The following is an 18,315-nucleotide window of genomic DNA, read 5'->3' as shown; positions in this document are numbered from 1 at the left end:
GGGGGGCTCCCGCCGCCGGCCCCCACCCTCCGGGCCCCCGGGGGGGGGGTGGGGGGGGGGGGCGCCCGCCCCCCCGGGGGGGGGGGGGCGGCCCCCCCCCCCCCCCCGCCCACCTGGAGAACCCTTCCGCTACACCTCGCGAATGCCGCGGCCGGCCCACTCCGGCGCGGGAGCGGCCAGCGCGGAGAGGTGTTCGCGCGTCGCGTCCGGCAGCGGCGCCGCGCGCCCGGTGCCCTGGTCGACGTGCAGGGTGAAGAGCTCCTCGGTCGCGACCGGGTCCCCGGACGGTTCGCCGACGAACATCTCGTGCAGGAGGCGGAGCTTCTTACCGTCCACGCCCAACACCGTTGTACGGATGGTGAGTTCGGTGTCCCGGGCGACCTCGCGCAGATAGCGGACGTGTGCCTCGACCGTGTAGAGGGAGCAGCCGCTGCGTGCGCGGTAGGCGGCATCGAGGCCCGCGCCGTCCATCAGGGCGTCCGTCGCGAAGCCGAAGATCAGGACGTAGTACGCCTCGCTGAGGTGGCCGTTGTAGTCGATCCAGGCGTCCTGGACGGTCTGCCGGAAGAGAGGGAGAGGGGCACTCATCGGCGGTCGTCCCCCAGCCGGCCGGTGGCCCGCAGGACGTCGATGACGCCCCGGTCGCGTTCGGCGACCAGATCCGCGTAGCTGCGCTCACCCGCGGCCTCCGCGCAGCCGTCGACCATCGCGTCGCGCAGCGCACGGTCCAGCTCCGGTGCTTCCAGGCGGGTCCACGGGGACTTCAGCGACGGGCCGAAGTGGTCGAGCATATGGGCCATGCCGCCCTCACCGCCGGCCAGTGCGAAGGTCAGGCACGGGCCCATGAACGCCCAGCGCAGCCCCGGGCCCTCGGTTATCGAGGCGTCGATGTCCTCGACCGAAGCCTCGCCGTTGGCGACCATGTGCAGCGCCTCGCGCCACAGCGCCTCCTGGAGGCGGTTGGCGATGAAGCCGGGCAGCTCGCGGTCCATGGTGATCACGGACTTGCCCGCCACGTCGTAGAAGCGGGAGGCCCACTCGACGGCCTCGCGGTCGGTCTGCTCACCGCCGACGACCTCGACGAGGGGGATGAGGTAGGGCGGGTTGAACGGGTGGCCGACCACCAGCCGGCCGGCGTCCTCGGCGTCCGTCTGCATATCGGTCATGGGGTAGCCGGAGGTGGAGGAGGCGATGACCACGCCCGGACGGGTCGCCGCGGCGAGTTCGGCCAGCAGGGAGCGCTTCAGCTCCAACTTCTCCGGGGCGCTTTCCTGGACGAAGTCGGCCTCGGCGACCGCTGTGGCGAGGGTGGGCGCGACGGTGAGGCGGTCCTGGGATGCGCCCTCGGCGAGGCCGATCCGCTCCAGAGCGGGCCAGGCCGCGGAGACCAGGCGGCGGAGCTTTTCCTCGCCGCCGGCGGCCGGGTCCCAGGCGGTGACGTCGTAGCCGCGGGCCAGGAAGTGGGCGACCCAGCCGCCGCCGATCACTCCCGCGCCGATGCAGGCGACACGGCGTACGGCCTCGGGCGAACAGGGGGCAGGGGTCGGGGCAGGGGTGGTCTCAGGCATGGGGAGCGGCTCCGGGAAGAGGGCGGGCGGGGGAGGCTGCGGCGGGTCAGCCGCGCGGCTTGATGCCCAGGCGGGCACGCGCCTGCGCGGGGGTGGCGACGGATGCGCCGAGCAACTCGGTGATCTGGACGGCGCGTTCGACGAGCTGACCGTTGGTGGCCTTGACGCCCTTGCTGAGGTAGAGGTTGTCCTCCAGGCCGACGCGCACGTTTCCGCCGAGCAGGATCGACTGGGCGACCCAGGGCATCTGCATCCGGCCGAGCGCGAAGCTGGCCCACTGCGCGCCCTCGGGCAGCATGTTCACCATCGACTGCAGCACGCCGGGGTCGGCCGGTGCGCCCCACGGGATGCCCATGCACAGCTGGAAGATCGTCGGGTCGTCCAGCAGGCCCTCGGCGAGCAGCTGCTTGGCGAACCACAGCTGGCCGGTGTCGAAGATCTCCAGCTCCGGACGGACGCCCAGCTCCTGGATGCGCCTGGCGCCCGCCCGCAGCATGTCGGGGGTGGAGACGTAGAGGTTGGACCCGTCGCCGAAGTTGAGCGAGCCGCAGTCCAGGGTGCAGATGTCGGGCAGCAGTTCCTCGACGTGCGGCAGCCGTTCCAGGCCGCTGACCAGGTCGGTGCCGGGCAGGCTGCGCAGCGGGTTCTCCGGGTCGATCACCAGGTCGCCGCCCATGCCGGCGGTGAGGTTGATGACGACGTCGGTGCCGGTCTCCTTGACCCGTTCGACCACCTCGGCGTACAGGCGCGGGTCGCGCGAGGGGGCGCCGGTCTCGGGGTCGCGCACGTGGATGTGGACCACCGCGGCGCCTGCGGACGCCGCCTCGACGGCCGAAGCGGCGATCTGCTCGGGGGTGACGGGCACGTGGGGGGAGCGGCCCACGGTGTCGCCCGCGCCGGTCAGCGCGCAGGTGATGATGACCTCGTTGTTCATGGTGATCCCTTCGGTGGGGCGGGGCGGAAGGACGAGAGGGGGGAAGGCGCGTTCCGGAGGAGGCGCAGCGGGTTGCGGGGCCGGGCTTCGTGCCTCAGTGGGCCGTGAGCTCGCCCTCCACGAAGGCCAGGAGTGCGGCGTGCATCGTGTCGGGGCCGGTGCTGTCGGGTGCGGTGGCGAGGACCTGGGTGGCCAGGCCGTCGATGAGCGCGGTCAGCCGCAGCGCGGTGAACTCGGGGTCCACCGGACGGAAGACGCCCTGTTCGACGCCGCGGCGCAGGACGTCGGCGACGGTGGTGCGCCACTGCCGGTAGTAGTGCTCGTGCAGCCGTCCGACGGCCGTGGAGCGGGCCGCCTGCGCCCACAGGTCCAGCCAGACCAGCCACTGCCGGCGCTGCTGCGCGGTGCGCGGGGTCTGCAGGGCGATCAGGTGCAGCAGCTCCTCGCGGGCGTCGGACGCCTCGGCCAGGCCCGCGGCCCGGCGGTCGGTGTCCTCGTCCATGCACCAGCGGACGGCCGCCTCCAGCAGCTCGTCACGGCCGGGGAAGTGGTAGTGGACGGCGGCGGTGCTCGTGCCGCAGGCCGCCGCGATATCGGCGACCCGTACGCCGTGGAAGCCGTGCTCGGCGATGAGCCGGACGGTCTCCCGCACGATCTGCAGCGGCCGGCCGCCCTCGGGCAGGGGAACCGGTGCCCGGTCCGCCGGCGGCGCGGGCCGTTCCGGGGAGCCGAGCAGCCGGCCGACCTCCACCCCGCCGATGTCGGCGATGCGCACGATCTCGGCCAGCGTGAAGCGCCGGGTGCCGCCCAGTGACCTGGACAGCTTCGAGGGGTCCATCACGATGCGGCGGGCGAACTCCCGGTGGCTGCAGCCGAGCCGGTCGATCACCTCGCGGACACGGTCGGTGACCTCGCCCGCGTCGTCGCCCACCCGGGCTCCGGGGTCTTCCTTCATGGTCCGGGACCGTAACAGCGTGTTGAGAACATCGCAACGACCGAGGTGCGGTCGGAGGCGGTAGAGGCCAGTATTTTGGGGGTGAGTGGTGACGTGATGAGCAACAACTGATGAGGGAGTCAGTATTGCGGCCGGCGGGGAGGCTGAAATACCTCCATCCGCCGCAATCCGGGTGAATGTGGCAAAGTGACGGCATGGCTGACCGGGGACCGAAGCGCCCCACCGTGTCGGTGCCGGACGATTGGCCCGCCCACCCGGACCTGACCCTGGCACTCAACGGCATGGGCGGCTTCGACTGGGACCTCGACAGCGGGCTGATGCACATGGACCCGCCCGCCCTCGAGGTCTTCGACATGCCGCCGGCCGAGTACGACAACCGCCCGGAGACCCTCGGCTGCCGGGTACCGCCCACCGAGTCGGCCCGCCTGGACGCCGTGGTCGCCGCGGCCCTGAAGGACGGCAGCCACTCCTACGGCGCCTACTTCCGGATCCGGCTGCGCGACGGTGGACTGCGCTGGACGCACACCCAGGGCAGCATCCGCCGCGACGAGTCCGGCAGGCCCCGCCGGATCATCGGCGTCGTCCGGGACGCCAGCGACGAGTACACCCAGGCGGCCGAGCGGGTCGCGGTCGACGAGGAACGCCGCCGGCACACCAGCGTCGTCGAGCGCACCACCGCCGCCCTGGCGCACGCCAGAACGGTGCGCGACGTGATCGCCGTGCTCGCCGACGAACAGGGGCTGAGCCGGCTGGGCGCGGAGAACGTCATCCTCGGCCTGGTCGAGGCCGGCCGTATTCGCCTGGTCTCCGAGGGGAAGGCCGGCAGCTTCGTCCCCGACCACGAGCTGACGCGGGTCGGCGACGAATTCCCGATGAGCGAGGTCGTGCGCACCCTCACCCCGCGCTACCTCCGCAGCCGCGCGGAATTCGCCCGCGACTACCCCGACCTGTGGCCGGCCATCGAACCGCTGGACGTCGGCTCCGCCGCGTACCTGCCGCTCATCGCCCAGGGCCGACCGATCGGCGTGATCGGGCTGTTCTACCGGCGGGAGAGCGAATTCCGCGACCAGGAGCGCAACGTGCTGGTCGCGCTCGGCAGCAGCATCGCCCAGAGTCTGGCCCGCGCCATGCTCTACGACCAGGAACACGACCTCGCCGCGGGCCTGCAACAGGCCATGCTGCCGCGCCGGATCCCGGGCGTCCCCGACGCCCAGGTAGCGGTCCGCTACCGCTCGGCCCGGCTCGGCCGGGACATCGGCGGCGACTGGTACGACGTGATCCCGCTGCCCAACGGCAGGGTTGCCGCCGTCGTGGGTGACGTCCAGGGCCACGACACCCAGGCCGCCGCCCTGATGGGCCAGCTGCGGATCGTGCTGCGCGCCTACGCGGCCGAAGGGCACGCACCCGCCACGGTCATGGCCCGCGCCTCGGCGTTCCTGAACGAACTCGACACCGACCGCTTCGCCACCTGCGTCTACGTCGACGCGGACCTGAGCACCGGCGCGGCCCGGTTCGTCCGCGCCGGGCACATCGATCCGCTGCTGCGGCACTCCGAGGGCATCTGCCGCCGGCTGCCGGTGGCCGGCGGCCTGCCGCTGGGGATCTCCTCCGAGTTCAAGCGCCTGGACTACCCCGTCACCACCATCCACCTCGCCGCCGGCGACACCCTGGTGCTGTGCACCGACGGGCTCGTCGAGCAGCCGGGAGCCGACCTCGACGACGGCCTGCGGCAGCTGGCCCGCGAGGTCCGCGAGGGCCCCCAGGACGTCCAGCAACTCGCCGAACGGCTCTGCGAGTCGGCGGCCGAGCGCAGCGGCGAGGACGACATGGCGCTGCTGCTGCTGCGACGCCTCGGCGCCCCGGAGCACGACATCGCGGGGCGGTTCCGGCAGCACATCGCGCCCGCCGACCCCCAAGGGCTCTCCGCCGCCCGGCACATGATCCGGGCAGCCGTCCGCGCCTGGGGGGCGCGGGAGCGCTCCGAGGAGATCGAGCTGGTGGCCGACGAGCTGATCACCAACGCCCTGCTGCACACCGACGGTGAGGCGGTGGTCAACATCCGGATGCCGCACAGTGTGCAGCGGCGCCTGCGCCTGGAGGTCGAGGACAACTCCAGCAGCCTTCCGCGGCGCCGCGAACCGGGCGAGGCGGGGGTGTCCGGGCGTGGCCTGCTGCTGGTGGACCGGTTGGCCGATGTCTGGGGTGTGGAACCGCGCGGTGGCGGAAAGTGCGTATGGTGCGAGTTCAACTGCCCCTGACCGGGACGGGCCTGTGCCCGCCGTCGGTGACGGGGGGATCGGGCGCCGAGGGATCGGCACGGCGGAGTGAGGACGGCATATGGCATCGCGGCCTGCGGAACAGCGCGGGGACGCCCGCCAGTTGGCGGCGCGACTGGACGCGGAAGGGGTCCGGAACCTGGCCCTGACCTGGGTGGACAATGCGGGCATCGTGCGCGTCAAGGCCATTCCGGCGCAGCGCCTCGCGCAGGCCGCGGAGCGTGGCGTCGGGATGTCGCCCGTCTTCGACGTCTTCACCTCCGAGGACCAGATCTCCCCCTCCGAGCACCTCGGCGGGCCGGACGGCGACCTGCGGCTCTTCCCCGACCTCGACCGGGTCACCGTCCTCGCCGCCCAGCCCGGCTGGGCATGGGCCCCGGCGGACCGCTACGACCAGCTGGGCCTGCCGCACCCCGCCTGCCAGCGGCAGTTCGCCCGCCGGATGACCGAGCGGGCCACCGCGGCCGGCCTCGACCTGCGCGCGGGCTTCGAGACCGAGTGGGTGGTCACCCGCGCCCCGGCCGGCCCGCCCCCGGCAGCGGCCGACACGTACGAAGCACTCGACTACCCCTGCGCCGGACCCGCGTACGGCATGACCCGCGTCGTCGAACTCTCCGACTACCTCCGCGATGTCTCCGAGGCGCTGGCCGTCCAGGGCGTCGAGGTGCTCCAGCTCCACCCCGAGTACGCCCCGGGGCAGTTCGAGGTGACCACCGAGCCCGGTGACCCGGTGCGCGCCGCCGACGACGTGGTGCTGGTCCGCGAGACCATCCGCGCCGTCTCCCAACGGCACGGACTGCGCGCCTCGTTCGCCCCATCGGTCGTCGCAGGAGAGGTCGGTAACGGCTGCCACCTCCACCTCAGCATGCACCGCGACGGCGAGAGCCTGCACCGCGCCGCGGACGCCGAATGGGGCCTGGCACCCGACGCGCAGGCCTTCCTGGCCGGCGTCCTGGGCGCGCTGCCCGCCCTCCTCGCCATCGGCTGCCCGTCCCCCGCCAGCTACCTCCGGCTGCAGCCCTCCCACTGGGCGGGCGTCTACCAGTGCTGGGGAGTGGAGAACCGCGAGGCGGCGCTGCGCCTGATCACCGGTGCGCCCGACGACCCGGACGGCGGCCACGCCGAGGTCAAGACCTTCGACGCCGCAGCCAACCCCTACCTCGCCGTCGGCACGGTCATCGCAGCGGGACTGCACGGCATGGAGACCGGTGCCTCGCTCCCCGCACCGACGGTCGGCGACCCGGGCGTCCTCGGCGTCCGCGAGCGCGCCCGGCGCGGCATCGTCCGGCTGCCGTCCACTCTCAGCGAGGCCACCGACCGGCTGGAGAAGTCGGCGCCGCTGTTCGAGGCGCTCGGCGAGATGCTGCACGGCGCGGTGCTCGCCGTCCGGCGGGCCGAGGAGGCGCGGTTCGCCGAGAGCGACGCCGAGGAGATCGCCGCCGCCACCCGCTGGCGCTGGTGATGGCCGCGGACGACCCGGGGCCCGGCGACGGTGCGAGCCTGCCGCCGCTGGTGGACCACCACTGCCACGGCGTGCTCCGGCACGAGCCCGACCCCGTGACGTTCGCCGCGCTCCTCACCGAATCGGACCGGCCCGCCGCGGCCGGCACCACCTTCTTCGACACCCAGGCCGGCTTCGCGGTACGCCGCTGGTGCCCGCCGCTGCTGGATCTTCCGGCCCACTGCGCGCCCGACCGCTATCTGGCGCGACGCGCCGAACTCGGCCCGGACGAGACCCGTCGCCGGCTGCTGGGCGCCACCGGCATCGGCGCCTACCTCCTCGACACCGGGCTGCCGGGCGATCTCACCGGGCCGGACGAGACCGCGGCGGCCGGCGGCGGCACCGGACACGAGATCGTCCGGCTGGAGACGCTGGCCGAGCGTGTCGCGGCCGCCACCCATGACGCCGAGGAGTTCCTGCACGCCCTGGAGAGCGCCGTACGGGATGCGGCGCGCACCGCCGTGGCCTTCAAATCGGTCGCCGCGTACCGGCACGGACTCGCCCTCGACCCGAGGCCGCCCGCCCCCGCCGCACTGCACAGCGCCGCCCGCCGCTGGACGGCCGGCGGGGCGACCCGTGTCACCGACCCGGTGCTGCTGCGCCACCTCGTCCAACTGGCCGTCGCCACCGGCCGCCCCCTCCAGCTGCACACCGGCTTCGGCGACCCCGACCTCTCCCTGCACGGCGCGGACCCGGCCCTGCTCACCGACTTCGTCCGGGCCACCGCCGACACCGGCACCGACCTGGTGCTCCTGCACTGCTACCCCTACCACCGGCAGGCCGCCTACCTGGCGAGCGTCTTCCCGCACGTCTACGCCGACTTCGGCCTGACCCTGACACACACCGGGACACGCGCCACCGCCGTCCTCGCCGAATTCCTGGAGCTCGCCCCCTTCGGCAAACTGCTCTTCTCCACCGACGCCTACGGCCTGCCGGAGCTGTACACCGTCGGCAGCGCCCTGTTCCGTACGGCCCTCGCCTCGGTGCTAGGCGACTGGACCGCCTCCGGAGCCTGGTCGGAGGCGGACGCCCAGCGGGTCGGCGCGATGCTCGCGGCGGACAACGCGCGGCGGGTGTACGGCCTCCCCGGAGGCTGAGAGCTGCCCGGCGGCCGCGCCGGGGCCGTACCGCCCTGCCGTATCCGAACTCCGGCCACCGTGCTTTACTTCCGCGTGCCTCCTGCAACTACCTCGAAATCCGGCGACATACCGCTGCGCTCCCGGATATTCGCCGACCTCACGCCCCTGCGCAGCTCCGCCGACTACCGCAGGCTGTGGTGCGGCAACACCATCTCCTGGATGGGCCAGCAGATGACCGCGCTCGCGGTCTCGCTCCAGGTCTACGCCATCACCGGCTCCACCTTCTCGGTCGGCCTGGTGGGTCTGTGCTCCCTGGTGCCGCTGGTCGTCTTCGGGCTCTACGGCGGCGCCATCGCCGACACCGTCGACCGCCGCAAACTGGGCCTGTTCAGTGCCGGGGGCGCGACGGTGATGTCCGTCGTGCTCGCCACCGCGGCACTGGCCGGCTACCACCGGGTCTGGCTGCTCTACGGCGTCGTCGCCCTCCAGGCCGTCTGCTTCGCGATGAACTCCCCGGCCCGCTCGTCGATGATCCCCCGGCTGCTGCCCACCGAGCAGCTGCCGGCCGCCAACGCGCTCAACTCGCTGACCAGCAACCTCGGGTTGATGGGCGGGCCGATGCTCGGTGGCGTCATCGTCGGCCTGTGGGGCTACCAGGCCGCGTATCTGATCGACGTCATGGCCTTCAGCGGCTCGCTCTACGCGATGTGGCGGCTGCCCTCCATGCGCCCCGATCAGGGCGAGGGACACCCGGCGGGCAGGCGCCGGGCCTCCGTCCTGGACGGGCTGCGCTTCCTGGCCACCCGGCCCAACCTCCGGATGACGTTCTTCTCCGACCTCGCGGCCATGGTGCTCGCGCAGCCCCGGGCGCTGTTCCCGGCGATCGCGGTGCTGTGGTTCGGCGGGGACGCCAAGACCGTCGGCCTGCTGGTCGCCGCGCCCGCGGTGGGCGCCGTCCTGGGCGGGCTGTTCTCCGGCTGGCTCGGCGGGATCCGCCGGCACGGCCTGGCCATCCTGCTCGCGGTGGCCTCCTGGGGCGCCGCCATCGCCTGCTTCGGGCTCTCCCGGCACCTGTGGCTCGGGCTGTTCTTCCTTGCCGTCGCGGGCTGCGCGGACACCATCTCGATGGTCTTCCGCAGCACCATGCTGCAGGCCGCCACCCCCGACGCGATGCGGGGGCGGCTGCAGGGCGTCTTCATCGTGGTGGTCGCGGGCGGGCCGCGCCTCGGCGACTTCCTCGCCGGCTCCGCGGCCGATCTGACCTCACCTGCCGTCGCGGTGATCGGCGGCGGCCTCGCCTGCGTCCTGGTGGTGACCGGCCTCGGCCTCGGCCGCCGCGCCTTCGCCCGCTACGACGCCCACGACCCGCAGCCGTGACCTCCGTCGGGCCACCGGGGCCGACGGCCCGCCGCCGGCGTCCGGACCCGATCAGTAACGGGTGATCGCCGTGGGCCCGTGCGTCGTGCCGATGGCGATGTGCGGGTCCCGGGCCGGCCGCACCCAGGCCAGGATCCGCGCCATCGCCCCGGCCGGTACGGACACACAACCGGCCGTCGCCCCCTTGCCGTTGACGTGCAGGAAGATGCCCGCGCCGCGGCCGCGTACCGGATGGCGGTAGTTGAACCCGATCACCAGCGCCCGGCCGTACTGGGCCGGATACTTCGCGAGCCGCTCGGACTCGGCGGCCGCGCAGTCCGGTGGCCGGGGATCCACCCAGCGGTTGTAGGACGAGGACGCGTTGTCCTGGCACCACCAGGAGCCCGCGCCGACCCGGCGGTACGGGGTCGTGGTGCCGGCCGGCGCGGGGGCGGTCCCGAACGCGAACGGCAGGTCGTACAGCCCGGTCGGTGTGGTGGAAGTGCCCTGTACCCGGGTGCGGCCCTCGGCCAGGCCACCGGAGCCGAACCGGGCCGGCGCGGAACCGGCCCGTCGCCAGCCGCCGTTGTGCCGCTGCCACCAGCTGACCGTCCCGGTCGTGGCGCGCGTACCGGACGCGACGGCGGTGATGAGCTGATCGCCGCCCCCGGTGTCGGCCATCCGCAGGGGGAGCGGGACGGGCGCTGCCGGGGCCGGTGCGGCGGGCGCGAGCAGGGCCGCGCAGAGCGCCGACGCCAGGACGGCGGCCCGGAAACCGGGTCCGCCGGCGCACCTCCCGGGACCGCTGCCGGCCGCGGCTGTGGTCGTACGCGTCAGGGACATCTGCGCAATGTAGAGCGGGTCGGGGCGGCCCGGCGTCGTCCGAACAGGTCATTCACCGAGGGCTCGGTGCCGTCCCTCGGCAATCCGCGCTGCGTCGGGGCCATGGACGGGCGAGACTCGGGTACGGGCACCCATGTGCCCGAAGCCGTCCGATTCTGGAGGCCAGAAGTGCAGCGGCAAGCGAAGACGCGGCGGGTCCGCACCACGGGCCGCGATCCTGATCCCGTGCCGCCTCCCGAGCCGGGCCCCGGCCCTGTGCCGCCCCCGGAACCCGGCCCCGGTCCGGTGCCGGAGCCGCCCCCCGTACCACCGGCCCCGCCAGGACCACCCGGGCCGCCGGACCCCGTCCCGCCGTCCCCGGTGCCACGGCCGCCCGGCCCCGATCCGGATCCGGTCCCGGATCCGTCCCCGGCGCCCTCTCCGCTGTCCTAGGGGCGCCGCGGACCACCACCCCGTACGCGCATCACCACCCGTACCCCCAAGGAGGTGCTGATCATGGCCATCGCCACGGTCAACCCGGCCACCGGCGAGACGCTGAAGACCTTCGACGCGCTCAATGCGGGCGAGATCGAGGACTGCCTGGTCAGGGCCGAGCGGGCCTTCCAGGAGCACCGCCTGACGTCGTTCGCCCACCGGGCCGAGCGCATGCTCAAGGCGGCCGATCTGCTCGACGCCGACCAGGACTCCGTCGCCCGCACGATGACCACCGAGATGGGCAAGCCGCTGGCCCAGGCCCGCGCCGAGGCCGCCAAGTGCGCCAAGACGATGCGCTGGTACGCGACGCACGCCGAGGAACTCCTCGCCGACGAGCATCCCGACCCGGCCGATGTCCACGACTCCGGCGCGATGCGTGCCGTCGTGCGCTACCGCCCGCTGGGCACGGTCCTGGCGGTCATGCCGTGGAACTTCCCGCTCTGGCAGGTCGTCCGGTTCGCCGCGCCCGCCCTGATGGCGGGCAACACCGGCCTGCTCAAGCACGCGTCGAACGTCCCGCAGACCGCCCTCTATCTGGAGGAGCTGTTCCGCAGGGCGGGCTTCGCCGAGGGCTGTTTCCAGACCCTGCTGATCGGTTCCGGCGCCGTCGAGGACGTCCTGCGGGACCCGCGGGTCGCCGCCGCGACGCTGACCGGCAGCGAGCCCGCCGGCCGCTCGGTCGCCGCCATCGCCGGTGACGAGATCAAGAAGACGGTCCTCGAACTCGGCGGCAGCGACCCGTACCTCGTCATGCCGTCGGCCGACCTGGACAAGGCCGTCCGTACGGCGGTCACCGCACGGGTGCAGAACAACGGGCAGTCCTGCATCGCGGCCAAGCGGTTCCTGGTGCACACCGACGTCCACGACACGTTCGCCGCGCGGTTCACCGAGCGGATGGCCGCGCTGACCATCGGCGACCCGATGGAGGAGCACACCGACGTCGGTCCGCTCTCCAGCGAGCAGGGCCGCTCGGACCTGGAGGAGCTGGTCGACGACGCGCTGCACCAGGGGGCGACCGCGCTGTGCGGCGGCCGGCGCCCGCCGGAGCACCGTACGGGCTGGTTCTACGAGCCCACCGTGCTGTCCGGCATCACCCCCGCCATGCGGATCCACCGGGAGGAGGCCTTCGGCCCGGTCGCCACGCTCTACCGCGTCGAGGACCTGGACGAGGCGATCGCGCTGGCCAATGACACGCCCTTCGGCCTCGGTTCCAACGCCTGGACCCGGGACGCCGAGGAACAGGCCCGGCTGGCCCGGGACTTGCAGGCGGGCGGCGTCTTCTTCAACGGTATGACCGCCTCGCACCCGGGCCTGCCGTTCGGCGGAGCCAAGCGCTCCGGCTACGGACGGGAGCTCTCCGGGCACGGCATGCGGGAGTTCTGCAACATGACGACGGTCTGGTACGGGCCCGAGGACTGAGCCCCGCCAGGGTGGTCCGGGCGGTCCGCGCGCGGTCCGCCCGGACCGCTGTGTCCGGCCCGGTTCGGGCTCCCGGGGAGGGGTGGCGGGGCGAGGGGCGAACGGCGTGTACGGAGCCCCGGCAGGCGCGTGCGCCGGAGCAGTTTTCGTCAGCCGTGCGAGGGTGTACGTTCCGATCAGGGCGAGTCGGCCAACGGCCAGGTTGGCCGGCTCGGCCATGTTGCGCCCCGACCGCGCCGCGGGGGAGTCGCAGAGACCGGTCGATGGCCGCCGCGGCGCGCCCACGGGACGTCACCGCAGCGCTGCGGCGCGGACCTTCAGTAGGCCGAGCCGGTGGTGTCCGGCAGGACGAACTCGCACCACAGTGCCTTGCCGGAGCCCCGCGGCTCCGCGCCCCAGCGGTGCGCGAGTGCCTCGACGAGCATCAGCCCCCGGCCGGAGGTCGCGGTCTCGCCGGGGCTGCGGCGCCGTGGCCACTGGCTGGAGCGGTCCTCGACCTCTAGTCGGATCCGCTGGGGTGAGCCGGGCAGCAGTTCCATGGCGATCAGGGCGCCGCTCTCGGTGTGTGTCAGGGCGTTGGCGATCAGCTCGGAGGCGGCTACCTCGACATCGTGCGACACGCTCCCGGCTCGCCACTGGTCCAGGGTCCGGCGCAGTGCCGAGCGGACCTCAGCGGCGCCCGACGGGTCGGCCTGATGGACGTGCAGCCGCAGCCGCGGCGTGAGGGCGGCCGCCGTGCCGGGCAGCCGGTGCAGCAGCAGGAGCGCCATGTCGTCATCCGAGCCGGGGCTGGCCCACAGCTGGTCAGCGAGCCGGTCGGCGAGCGTCTCCAGGTCCCCCGGCCCGGCGCGGACCGCGGCGGACAGCTTGTCGATTCCCATGGCGATGTCCTGGCCCGGCTGCTCGACCAGACCGTCGGTGCACAGCAGCAGGGTGGACCCGGGCTCCAGGAACAGCTGGGTCTCCGGAAAGTGGTCGTGCCCGAAGGACGTCGCGACGCCCAGGGGCAGTCCGCCGCGGATCTCGGGCCAGTCGATGTGCCGGGAGCTGTCGCAGATCAGCGGGCCGAGATGACCGGCACGCGCCACCCGCAGGGCCCCGGACTCCAGGTCGGCCTGGACGTACGTACACGTCGCGAACCGTTCGGTCTCCAGCTCCGACAGAAAGCGGGAGGCCCGCACCAGCACCGTCTCCGGCGAGTGGCCCTCACTGGCGTAGGCGCGCAGGGCGATGCGCAACTGGCCCATCACCGCGGCCGCGTGGGTGTCGTGGCCCTGCACGTCCCCCACCACCAGGCCGGTACGTCCCTGTGGCAGCGGGACCACGTCGTACCAGTCGCCGCCGATGTCCCGTCCGACGCTCGCCGGGTGGTAGCGCACGGCCACCTCGCCGCCGGGGATGGGCGGGACCCGGCGCGGCAGCATCGTCGCCTGGAGTCCGGTCGCGAACTCCCGCTCCTGGTCGAAGAGGGTGGCGCGCTGCAGCGACTGGGCGACGACACCGGCCAGCGCCAGGGCCAGGTTCCGCGAATCGGTCGACTGCACCGCCGGCTCGGCGTTGAGCAGGGCCAGAGCCCCGATGACGGTGTCCTGCGCGATCAGCGGCAGGAAGGCCGCGCTGCCCGTCGGCAGCATCTCGGTGTAGGGACGCAGCCGGGGATAGCGGGCGATCAGCTCGCCGCGGGTGCCCAGGAAGCTGGGCCGCCGCGAGCGCACCGTGTCCGACAGCGGCAGGGTGTCGTCCAGCGGCGCGTTCATCAGGTCCTGGGGGACCTCGCCCGTCAGTCCGGTGGCGGCGATCACCTCGAAGGTGTCGCCGTCGACCAGCCCGAGGACCAGCGCGTCGGCACCGAAGCGGAGGGCGGCGCCGGTGCCGGTGAGCACCCGGGTCACATCCGCGACGGACAGGGCACGGGACAACGCGGTCGTGGTCTGCTGCACCATGACCGTCTGCCGCTGCCGCTCCCTCTGGAGAGAGCGCAGCAGCCCCGAGTCGGCCAGCTCGCCCGACGCCTCCCGGACGATGCCGATGACCCGGTAGGGGAGCCCTTCCGCGTCGTGCAGGATCCGGCCCTGGGAGTGCGTCCAGCGCGGGGTCCCGTCGCGGCACCGGATACGGAAGTACGCGCCGTAGGAGGAGTTGCCGTGCTGGAGCGCCTCGGACAGCGCCGTGTCCAGCCGCAGGCCGTCGTCCGGCGGCACCCGGGTGGCCAGGGACAGCGGGTCCCCGTCGAATTCGTCGGCGCTCAGGTCGAACACGTCGAGCGCGCCGTCGTCCAGGTTCATGAAGCCGCTGTCGAGGTCCCAGTCGAAGGTGCCCATGCGGTTGAGCGAGAGCCGGCCGCGCAGGTCGACGGGCTCGTGGTGCGACACACCCGGCACGTCTTCCTCGACACGCCGCGGGGACCTGTCGGCACGGGGGTCGTAGCGCTCGCGCCGCGGTCCTTTCCGGCTCGTCATGGCGGTGGCGCCCCCACCCCTGCCGGGGCACGCACGCCCCACACCCTCGGTCGCGGGCCGTTGACCGGGGCCGATCTCCACCGGAACGCGGCCATGCGCTCACCCTAGGCCCGGGTCCGGCCGCCCGCATTCGGGGTGCTGCGGGTGCCGTGGGGCGTTACGGAAGTCGGGTGACGCCCGGCGGACGCCCTGCCGGGGCGGTGCGCGGCGCCGGGCGTGGCAGACCAGGGAGCACCTCCGCGAGTCCATGTTCATGTGGTGAACGCGCCGCGCGACGCGAGGCCGGTCAACTCCGGTTTTCTCCCCGACTCTTGACGTGGCACGTTCAACTCCCGAACCTTGTGTCGAGCCGCCGGCCGTGACCACACCGGCCGGAAGCAGCAGCAGGGCCGTGACCGCACCGGCCCGTCGGGCAGACCGGCGTATGCGCCTGCCTGCCCTGCCACAGGAAGGCACCCCCCCCATGAGATCCCGCAGATTCCGCCGCGCCATGACCGGCGCGGTCGGGGCGGCCGCGGCCGCCCTCGTACCGGTGTGTGTGGCCGCCGGAGCGTCGGCCGCCCCCGAGGCCGCCGCGCAGACGCAGGTCCAGGTCCACCTCACCACCACCTCCGACCCCGGTGGCCGGCAGGTCGCCAAGGGACTGGAGAAGCAGGACCCGGTGGCCTTCGTCCCCGGCGGCGGAGGAGACATCACCGTCGACGAGTCGACGACGTACCAGACGTTCGAAGGCGGTGGGGCGTCCTTCACCGACACGGCCGGCTGGCTGTTGAAGAGCAGCGGCGCGATCAGCGAGGCCACCCGCTACGCGACCATGAAGAAGCTCTTCGACCCTGTCGAGGGCATCGGCCTCGGCTTCGTCCGCAACCCGATGGGCGCCTCCGACCTCGCCCGTTTCGGCTACACCTACGACGACATGCCCGCCGGGCGGACCGACCCCGCCCTGGACGCCTTCTCCATCGAGCACGACCTCGCCGACGTGCTGCCGCTGACCGCCCAGGCGCGTGCGCTCAACCCGGCCGTCAAGGTGATGGCTTCGCCGTGGACCGCGCCCGCCTGGATGAAGGACAACGACAAGCTCGACCAGGGCTGGCTGGAGGCGCAGTACTACGGGGCCTACGCCCAGTACTTCGTGAAGTATCTCCAGGCGTACCGCGACAAGGGCGTGCCCGTCGACTACGTCTCCGTCCAGAACGAGCCGACCTGCTGCTCCGGCTATCCCTCCATGCAGTGGAACGGCTCCGGCCTCGCCTACTTCACCAAGAACAACCTGCTGCCCGCCCTGAAGGACGCAGGCCTGTCCACCAAGGTCCTGGCGCTCGACTGGAACTGGGACAAGTACGCCGACTTCGCAGCGCCCACCGTCGACGACGCGGCAGTGCGCAGCCACCCCAACTTCGGCGGTATGGCCTGGCACGGCTACGGCGGCGACGTCACCGAGCAGACCAGGGTGCACGATCGCTACCCCGGCCTCGTCGCCCACGACACGGAGCACTCCGGCGGCCAGTGGATCGCCAACCAGCAGAAGGAGGACATGCACAACCTGATCGACTACACCCGCAACTGGGGCAGCAGCTGGGTCAAGTGGTCACTCGCCGTGGACCAGAACGGCGGGCCGCACAACGGCGGATGCGGCACCTGCACCGGACTGGTCACGGTGCACAACGGCGACGGTCAGCACGGCACCGTCGACTACACCGTCGAGTACTACACGATGGGACACCTCACCAAGTTCGTGCGGCCCGGCGCCCGGCGTATCGCCTCCACCGCCTCTGCCACGGTTCACAACGTGGCCTGGAAGAACCCCGACGACTCCAAGGCGCTGATCGCCTACAACGACACGGCCGAGACCCGGAAGGCCGACATCAACTGGGGCGGCGAGCACGTCACCCATGACCTGCCGGCCGGCGCGTCGGCGACCTTCACCTGGAGCGGCAACCCCTCCGGCAGTCCCTCCCGCGGTGCCCTGACCGCGGACCGCGGGCCCGTCACCGCCGCCTACCAGCGAGAGCGGGAGTGAGCGCGACGAGGAGGCGCCCGCCGCGCCGCGTTCCCCCGTGTTGAGTTCTCCGCGCTGAGTCGGAGGAGTGTCGTCCCCCGGTGCTCCCCGCCGGGGGACGACACATGCCGTCAGGCGTGCACCCGAGCCCCGGCGGCGACCGGCGCCGCGGTCCGTGTCCGGTGCGCCAGTGTGGCTTTCCGCGTGGCCACGTCGACGGTGTAGGCGTCGATGGTCAGCCGCGCCCCGGACACCTTCAGCACCATGAACCCGTGGTCGGCGAAGTTCTGCCAGGCCGCCGGGTGCCCGAAGTGGGCCTTGCCGTCCTCGGTCTTGGCCGACGCGCCGCACACCACCTGACGAGTGCCGCCCGTCCGGGCCGTCGGCTCCAGCACCTGGAGGGTGTGGTCGTGACCGGACAGGATCAGATCGGCCCGTCCGCACACCACCTCCTCGTACATCTCCTTGAGGTGAACGCCGCTGGTGTAGTTCCCGATCTCGAAACCGTCGTAGGAACCGGCGCTGCCGTGCTTGCCGTTGTTGAGGTACGGATGGTGGCCGATGACGACCTTCCAGCGGGCCCGTGACGCGCTCAGCGCGCCGTCCAGCCACTGCCGCTGCTCGCGCATGTACGGGCCGTTCCACCAGTAGTGCGGGTCGAGCTGCGCGACATACGACGACCACGGAATCGTGTCGATCGCGAAGAACTCCACCAGTGGATCCGCGGCCGGCAGCGGCACACTGTAGTAACGGGCAGGCATGTGCCAGCGCCGCGAGGTCGCGGCGTAGGCCACCTCGCGGTCGCCGCGCGAGGGGTCGCCCCCGCTGCCGGGTATCAGACCCGAGCAGTCGTGGTTGCCCAGCACCATCAGCCAGGGCACGTCGATGCCGTTGTTCGGCTTCTCGAACTTGTCCTGGAACTCCGAGTCGTGGTCGGACTCGGGCCCGTTCTCGTAGATGTTGTCGCCCAGGCCGACCGCCAGGCCCACCCCCTCGGAGCGGCAGACGTCGCGGGCGGCGGCGGCCACCGCGTACTGCGCCTCGTCGCCGGTCCCCGCGTCTCCGGTGACCAGGACGGCGAACTCGCCGTTGCCGTTGGGGTGTTCGGGGAAGGGGAAGGCCTCGGCAGCCCCCGAGGCGCCGGTGCGCGACGCGGCGGACGCGGGCGACTGCGCGCCGGTGGGGAGTACGGCGAGCGCCGCGCCGGCCACCGCTCCGCCCAGCAGCGTCCGCCGGTTCACGAACTGCGGGACGCGCCCCGTCGTCCGCATCGGCGGCCCCCCGGCCGCGGCGTCCGAGCCGGTGCGCAGCCACTGGCTCTCGGTCATGTCCGCCTGCGGCGGGATCAGTTCGTCTTCACACATGCCTGGTTTCTCTCACGCGCGTCAGGGCCGGTGGTGACGAATTGATGAACGAGGAGTGGATGTATGAAGATTCCGGCGCGTCGAGTTG

The 18,315-nt window shown here is 72.9% G+C and carries 12 protein-coding genes and 1 pseudogene; 6 read left to right on the top strand and 7 right to left on the bottom strand.

What is annotated here, in order from left to right; translation table 11 throughout:
- Positions 1 to 129 precede the first annotated feature (129 nt).
- The 4 genes from ACGFZW_RS04675 to ACGFZW_RS04660 all read right to left on the bottom strand — a co-directional run bounded on the left by ACGFZW_RS04675 (position 130) and on the right by ACGFZW_RS04660 (position 3,457).
- Positions 130 to 588: a thioesterase family protein gene (locus tag ACGFZW_RS04675; protein WP_393891559.1), complete on the bottom strand. Its 459-nt coding sequence runs from the start codon at positions 586 to 588 to the stop codon at positions 130 to 132.
- Entirely contained in the window at positions 585 to 1,568 is a 984-nt protein-coding gene (locus ACGFZW_RS04670) for a 3-hydroxyacyl-CoA dehydrogenase NAD-binding domain-containing protein (RefSeq protein WP_393891558.1), read from the bottom strand. The genes ACGFZW_RS04675 and ACGFZW_RS04670 overlap by 4 nt, the downstream gene beginning before the upstream one ends.
- Before the next feature lie 46 nt (positions 1,569 to 1,614).
- Positions 1,615 to 2,502: a 3-keto-5-aminohexanoate cleavage protein gene (locus ACGFZW_RS04665; RefSeq protein WP_393891557.1), complete on the bottom strand. Its 888-nt coding sequence runs from the start codon at positions 2,500 to 2,502 to the stop codon at positions 1,615 to 1,617.
- A gap of 94 nt (positions 2,503 to 2,596) precedes the next feature.
- The gene (locus ACGFZW_RS04660; RefSeq protein WP_393891556.1) at positions 2,597 to 3,457 is read right to left on the bottom strand and encodes a TetR family transcriptional regulator C-terminal domain-containing protein; all 861 of its coding nucleotides are present in this window, start codon (positions 3,455 to 3,457) and stop codon (positions 2,597 to 2,599) included.
- 194 nt (positions 3,458 to 3,651) lie between these two features.
- On the opposite strand from ACGFZW_RS04660, the gene ACGFZW_RS04655 reads away from it, so the two are divergent.
- The 4 genes from ACGFZW_RS04655 (at position 3,652) to ACGFZW_RS04640 (ending at position 9,690) form a co-directional block, all read left to right on the top strand.
- Positions 3,652 to 5,715: a SpoIIE family protein phosphatase gene (locus tag ACGFZW_RS04655; RefSeq protein ID WP_393891555.1), complete on the top strand. Its 2,064-nt coding sequence runs from the start codon at positions 3,652 to 3,654 to the stop codon at positions 5,713 to 5,715.
- A 79-nt stretch (positions 5,716 to 5,794) separates the two neighbouring features.
- The gene (locus ACGFZW_RS04650; RefSeq protein WP_393891554.1) at positions 5,795 to 7,195 is read left to right on the top strand and encodes a glutamine synthetase family protein; all 1,401 of its coding nucleotides are present in this window, start codon (positions 5,795 to 5,797) and stop codon (positions 7,193 to 7,195) included.
- The gene (locus tag ACGFZW_RS04645; RefSeq protein WP_393891553.1) at positions 7,195 to 8,331 is read left to right on the top strand and encodes an amidohydrolase family protein; all 1,137 of its coding nucleotides are present in this window, start codon (positions 7,195 to 7,197) and stop codon (positions 8,329 to 8,331) included. The genes ACGFZW_RS04650 and ACGFZW_RS04645 overlap by 1 nt, the downstream gene beginning before the upstream one ends.
- Before the next feature lie 75 nt (positions 8,332 to 8,406).
- Positions 8,407 to 9,690, top strand: a complete 1,284-nt coding sequence (locus ACGFZW_RS04640) for an MFS transporter (protein WP_393891552.1) — start codon at positions 8,407 to 8,409, stop codon at positions 9,688 to 9,690.
- 51 nt (positions 9,691 to 9,741) lie between these two features.
- Here ACGFZW_RS04640 and ACGFZW_RS04635 read toward each other — a convergent pair whose 3' ends face one another.
- Complete coding sequence (locus ACGFZW_RS04635) at positions 9,742 to 10,512, bottom strand: L,D-transpeptidase (protein WP_393891551.1); 771 nt, start codon at positions 10,510 to 10,512, stop codon at positions 9,742 to 9,744.
- A gap of 495 nt (positions 10,513 to 11,007) precedes the next feature.
- Here ACGFZW_RS04635 and ACGFZW_RS04630 point away from each other — a divergent pair, with 495 nt between their 5' ends.
- Positions 11,008 to 12,405, top strand: coding sequence for an NADP-dependent succinic semialdehyde dehydrogenase (locus ACGFZW_RS04630; RefSeq protein ID WP_393891550.1), 1,398 nt, complete (start codon positions 11,008 to 11,010; stop codon positions 12,403 to 12,405).
- 317 nt (positions 12,406 to 12,722) lie between these two features.
- Here the strand turns inward: ACGFZW_RS04630 and ACGFZW_RS04625 are convergent, their stop codons facing one another.
- Entirely contained in the window at positions 12,723 to 14,864 is a 2,142-nt protein-coding gene (locus ACGFZW_RS04625; RefSeq protein WP_393891549.1) for a SpoIIE family protein phosphatase, read from the bottom strand.
- Positions 14,865 to 15,354: 490 nt separating this feature from the next.
- Here ACGFZW_RS04625 and ACGFZW_RS04620 point away from each other — a divergent pair.
- Positions 15,355 to 16,824, top strand: a pseudogene (locus ACGFZW_RS04620) (glycoside hydrolase family 30 beta sandwich domain-containing protein); the annotation flags it as partial.
- A 170-nt stretch (positions 16,825 to 16,994) separates the two neighbouring features.
- Here ACGFZW_RS04620 and ACGFZW_RS04615 read toward each other — a convergent pair.
- Positions 16,995 to 18,227 carry a metallophosphoesterase gene (locus tag ACGFZW_RS04615; protein ID WP_393891548.1) on the bottom strand — a complete coding sequence of 411 codons (1,233 nt, stop codon included), beginning with the start codon at positions 18,225 to 18,227 and terminating at the stop codon, positions 16,995 to 16,997.
- Positions 18,228 to 18,315 lie beyond the last annotated feature (88 nt).

Origin of the sequence: Streptomyces sp. NPDC048248 (genome assembly GCF_043201875.1) — a bacterium.
Taxonomy (GTDB): domain Bacteria; phylum Actinomycetota; class Actinomycetes; order Streptomycetales; family Streptomycetaceae; genus Streptomyces.
The sequence above is the reverse complement of the archived record's forward strand: the minus strand, read 5'-3'. Positions and strand labels throughout refer to the sequence as shown.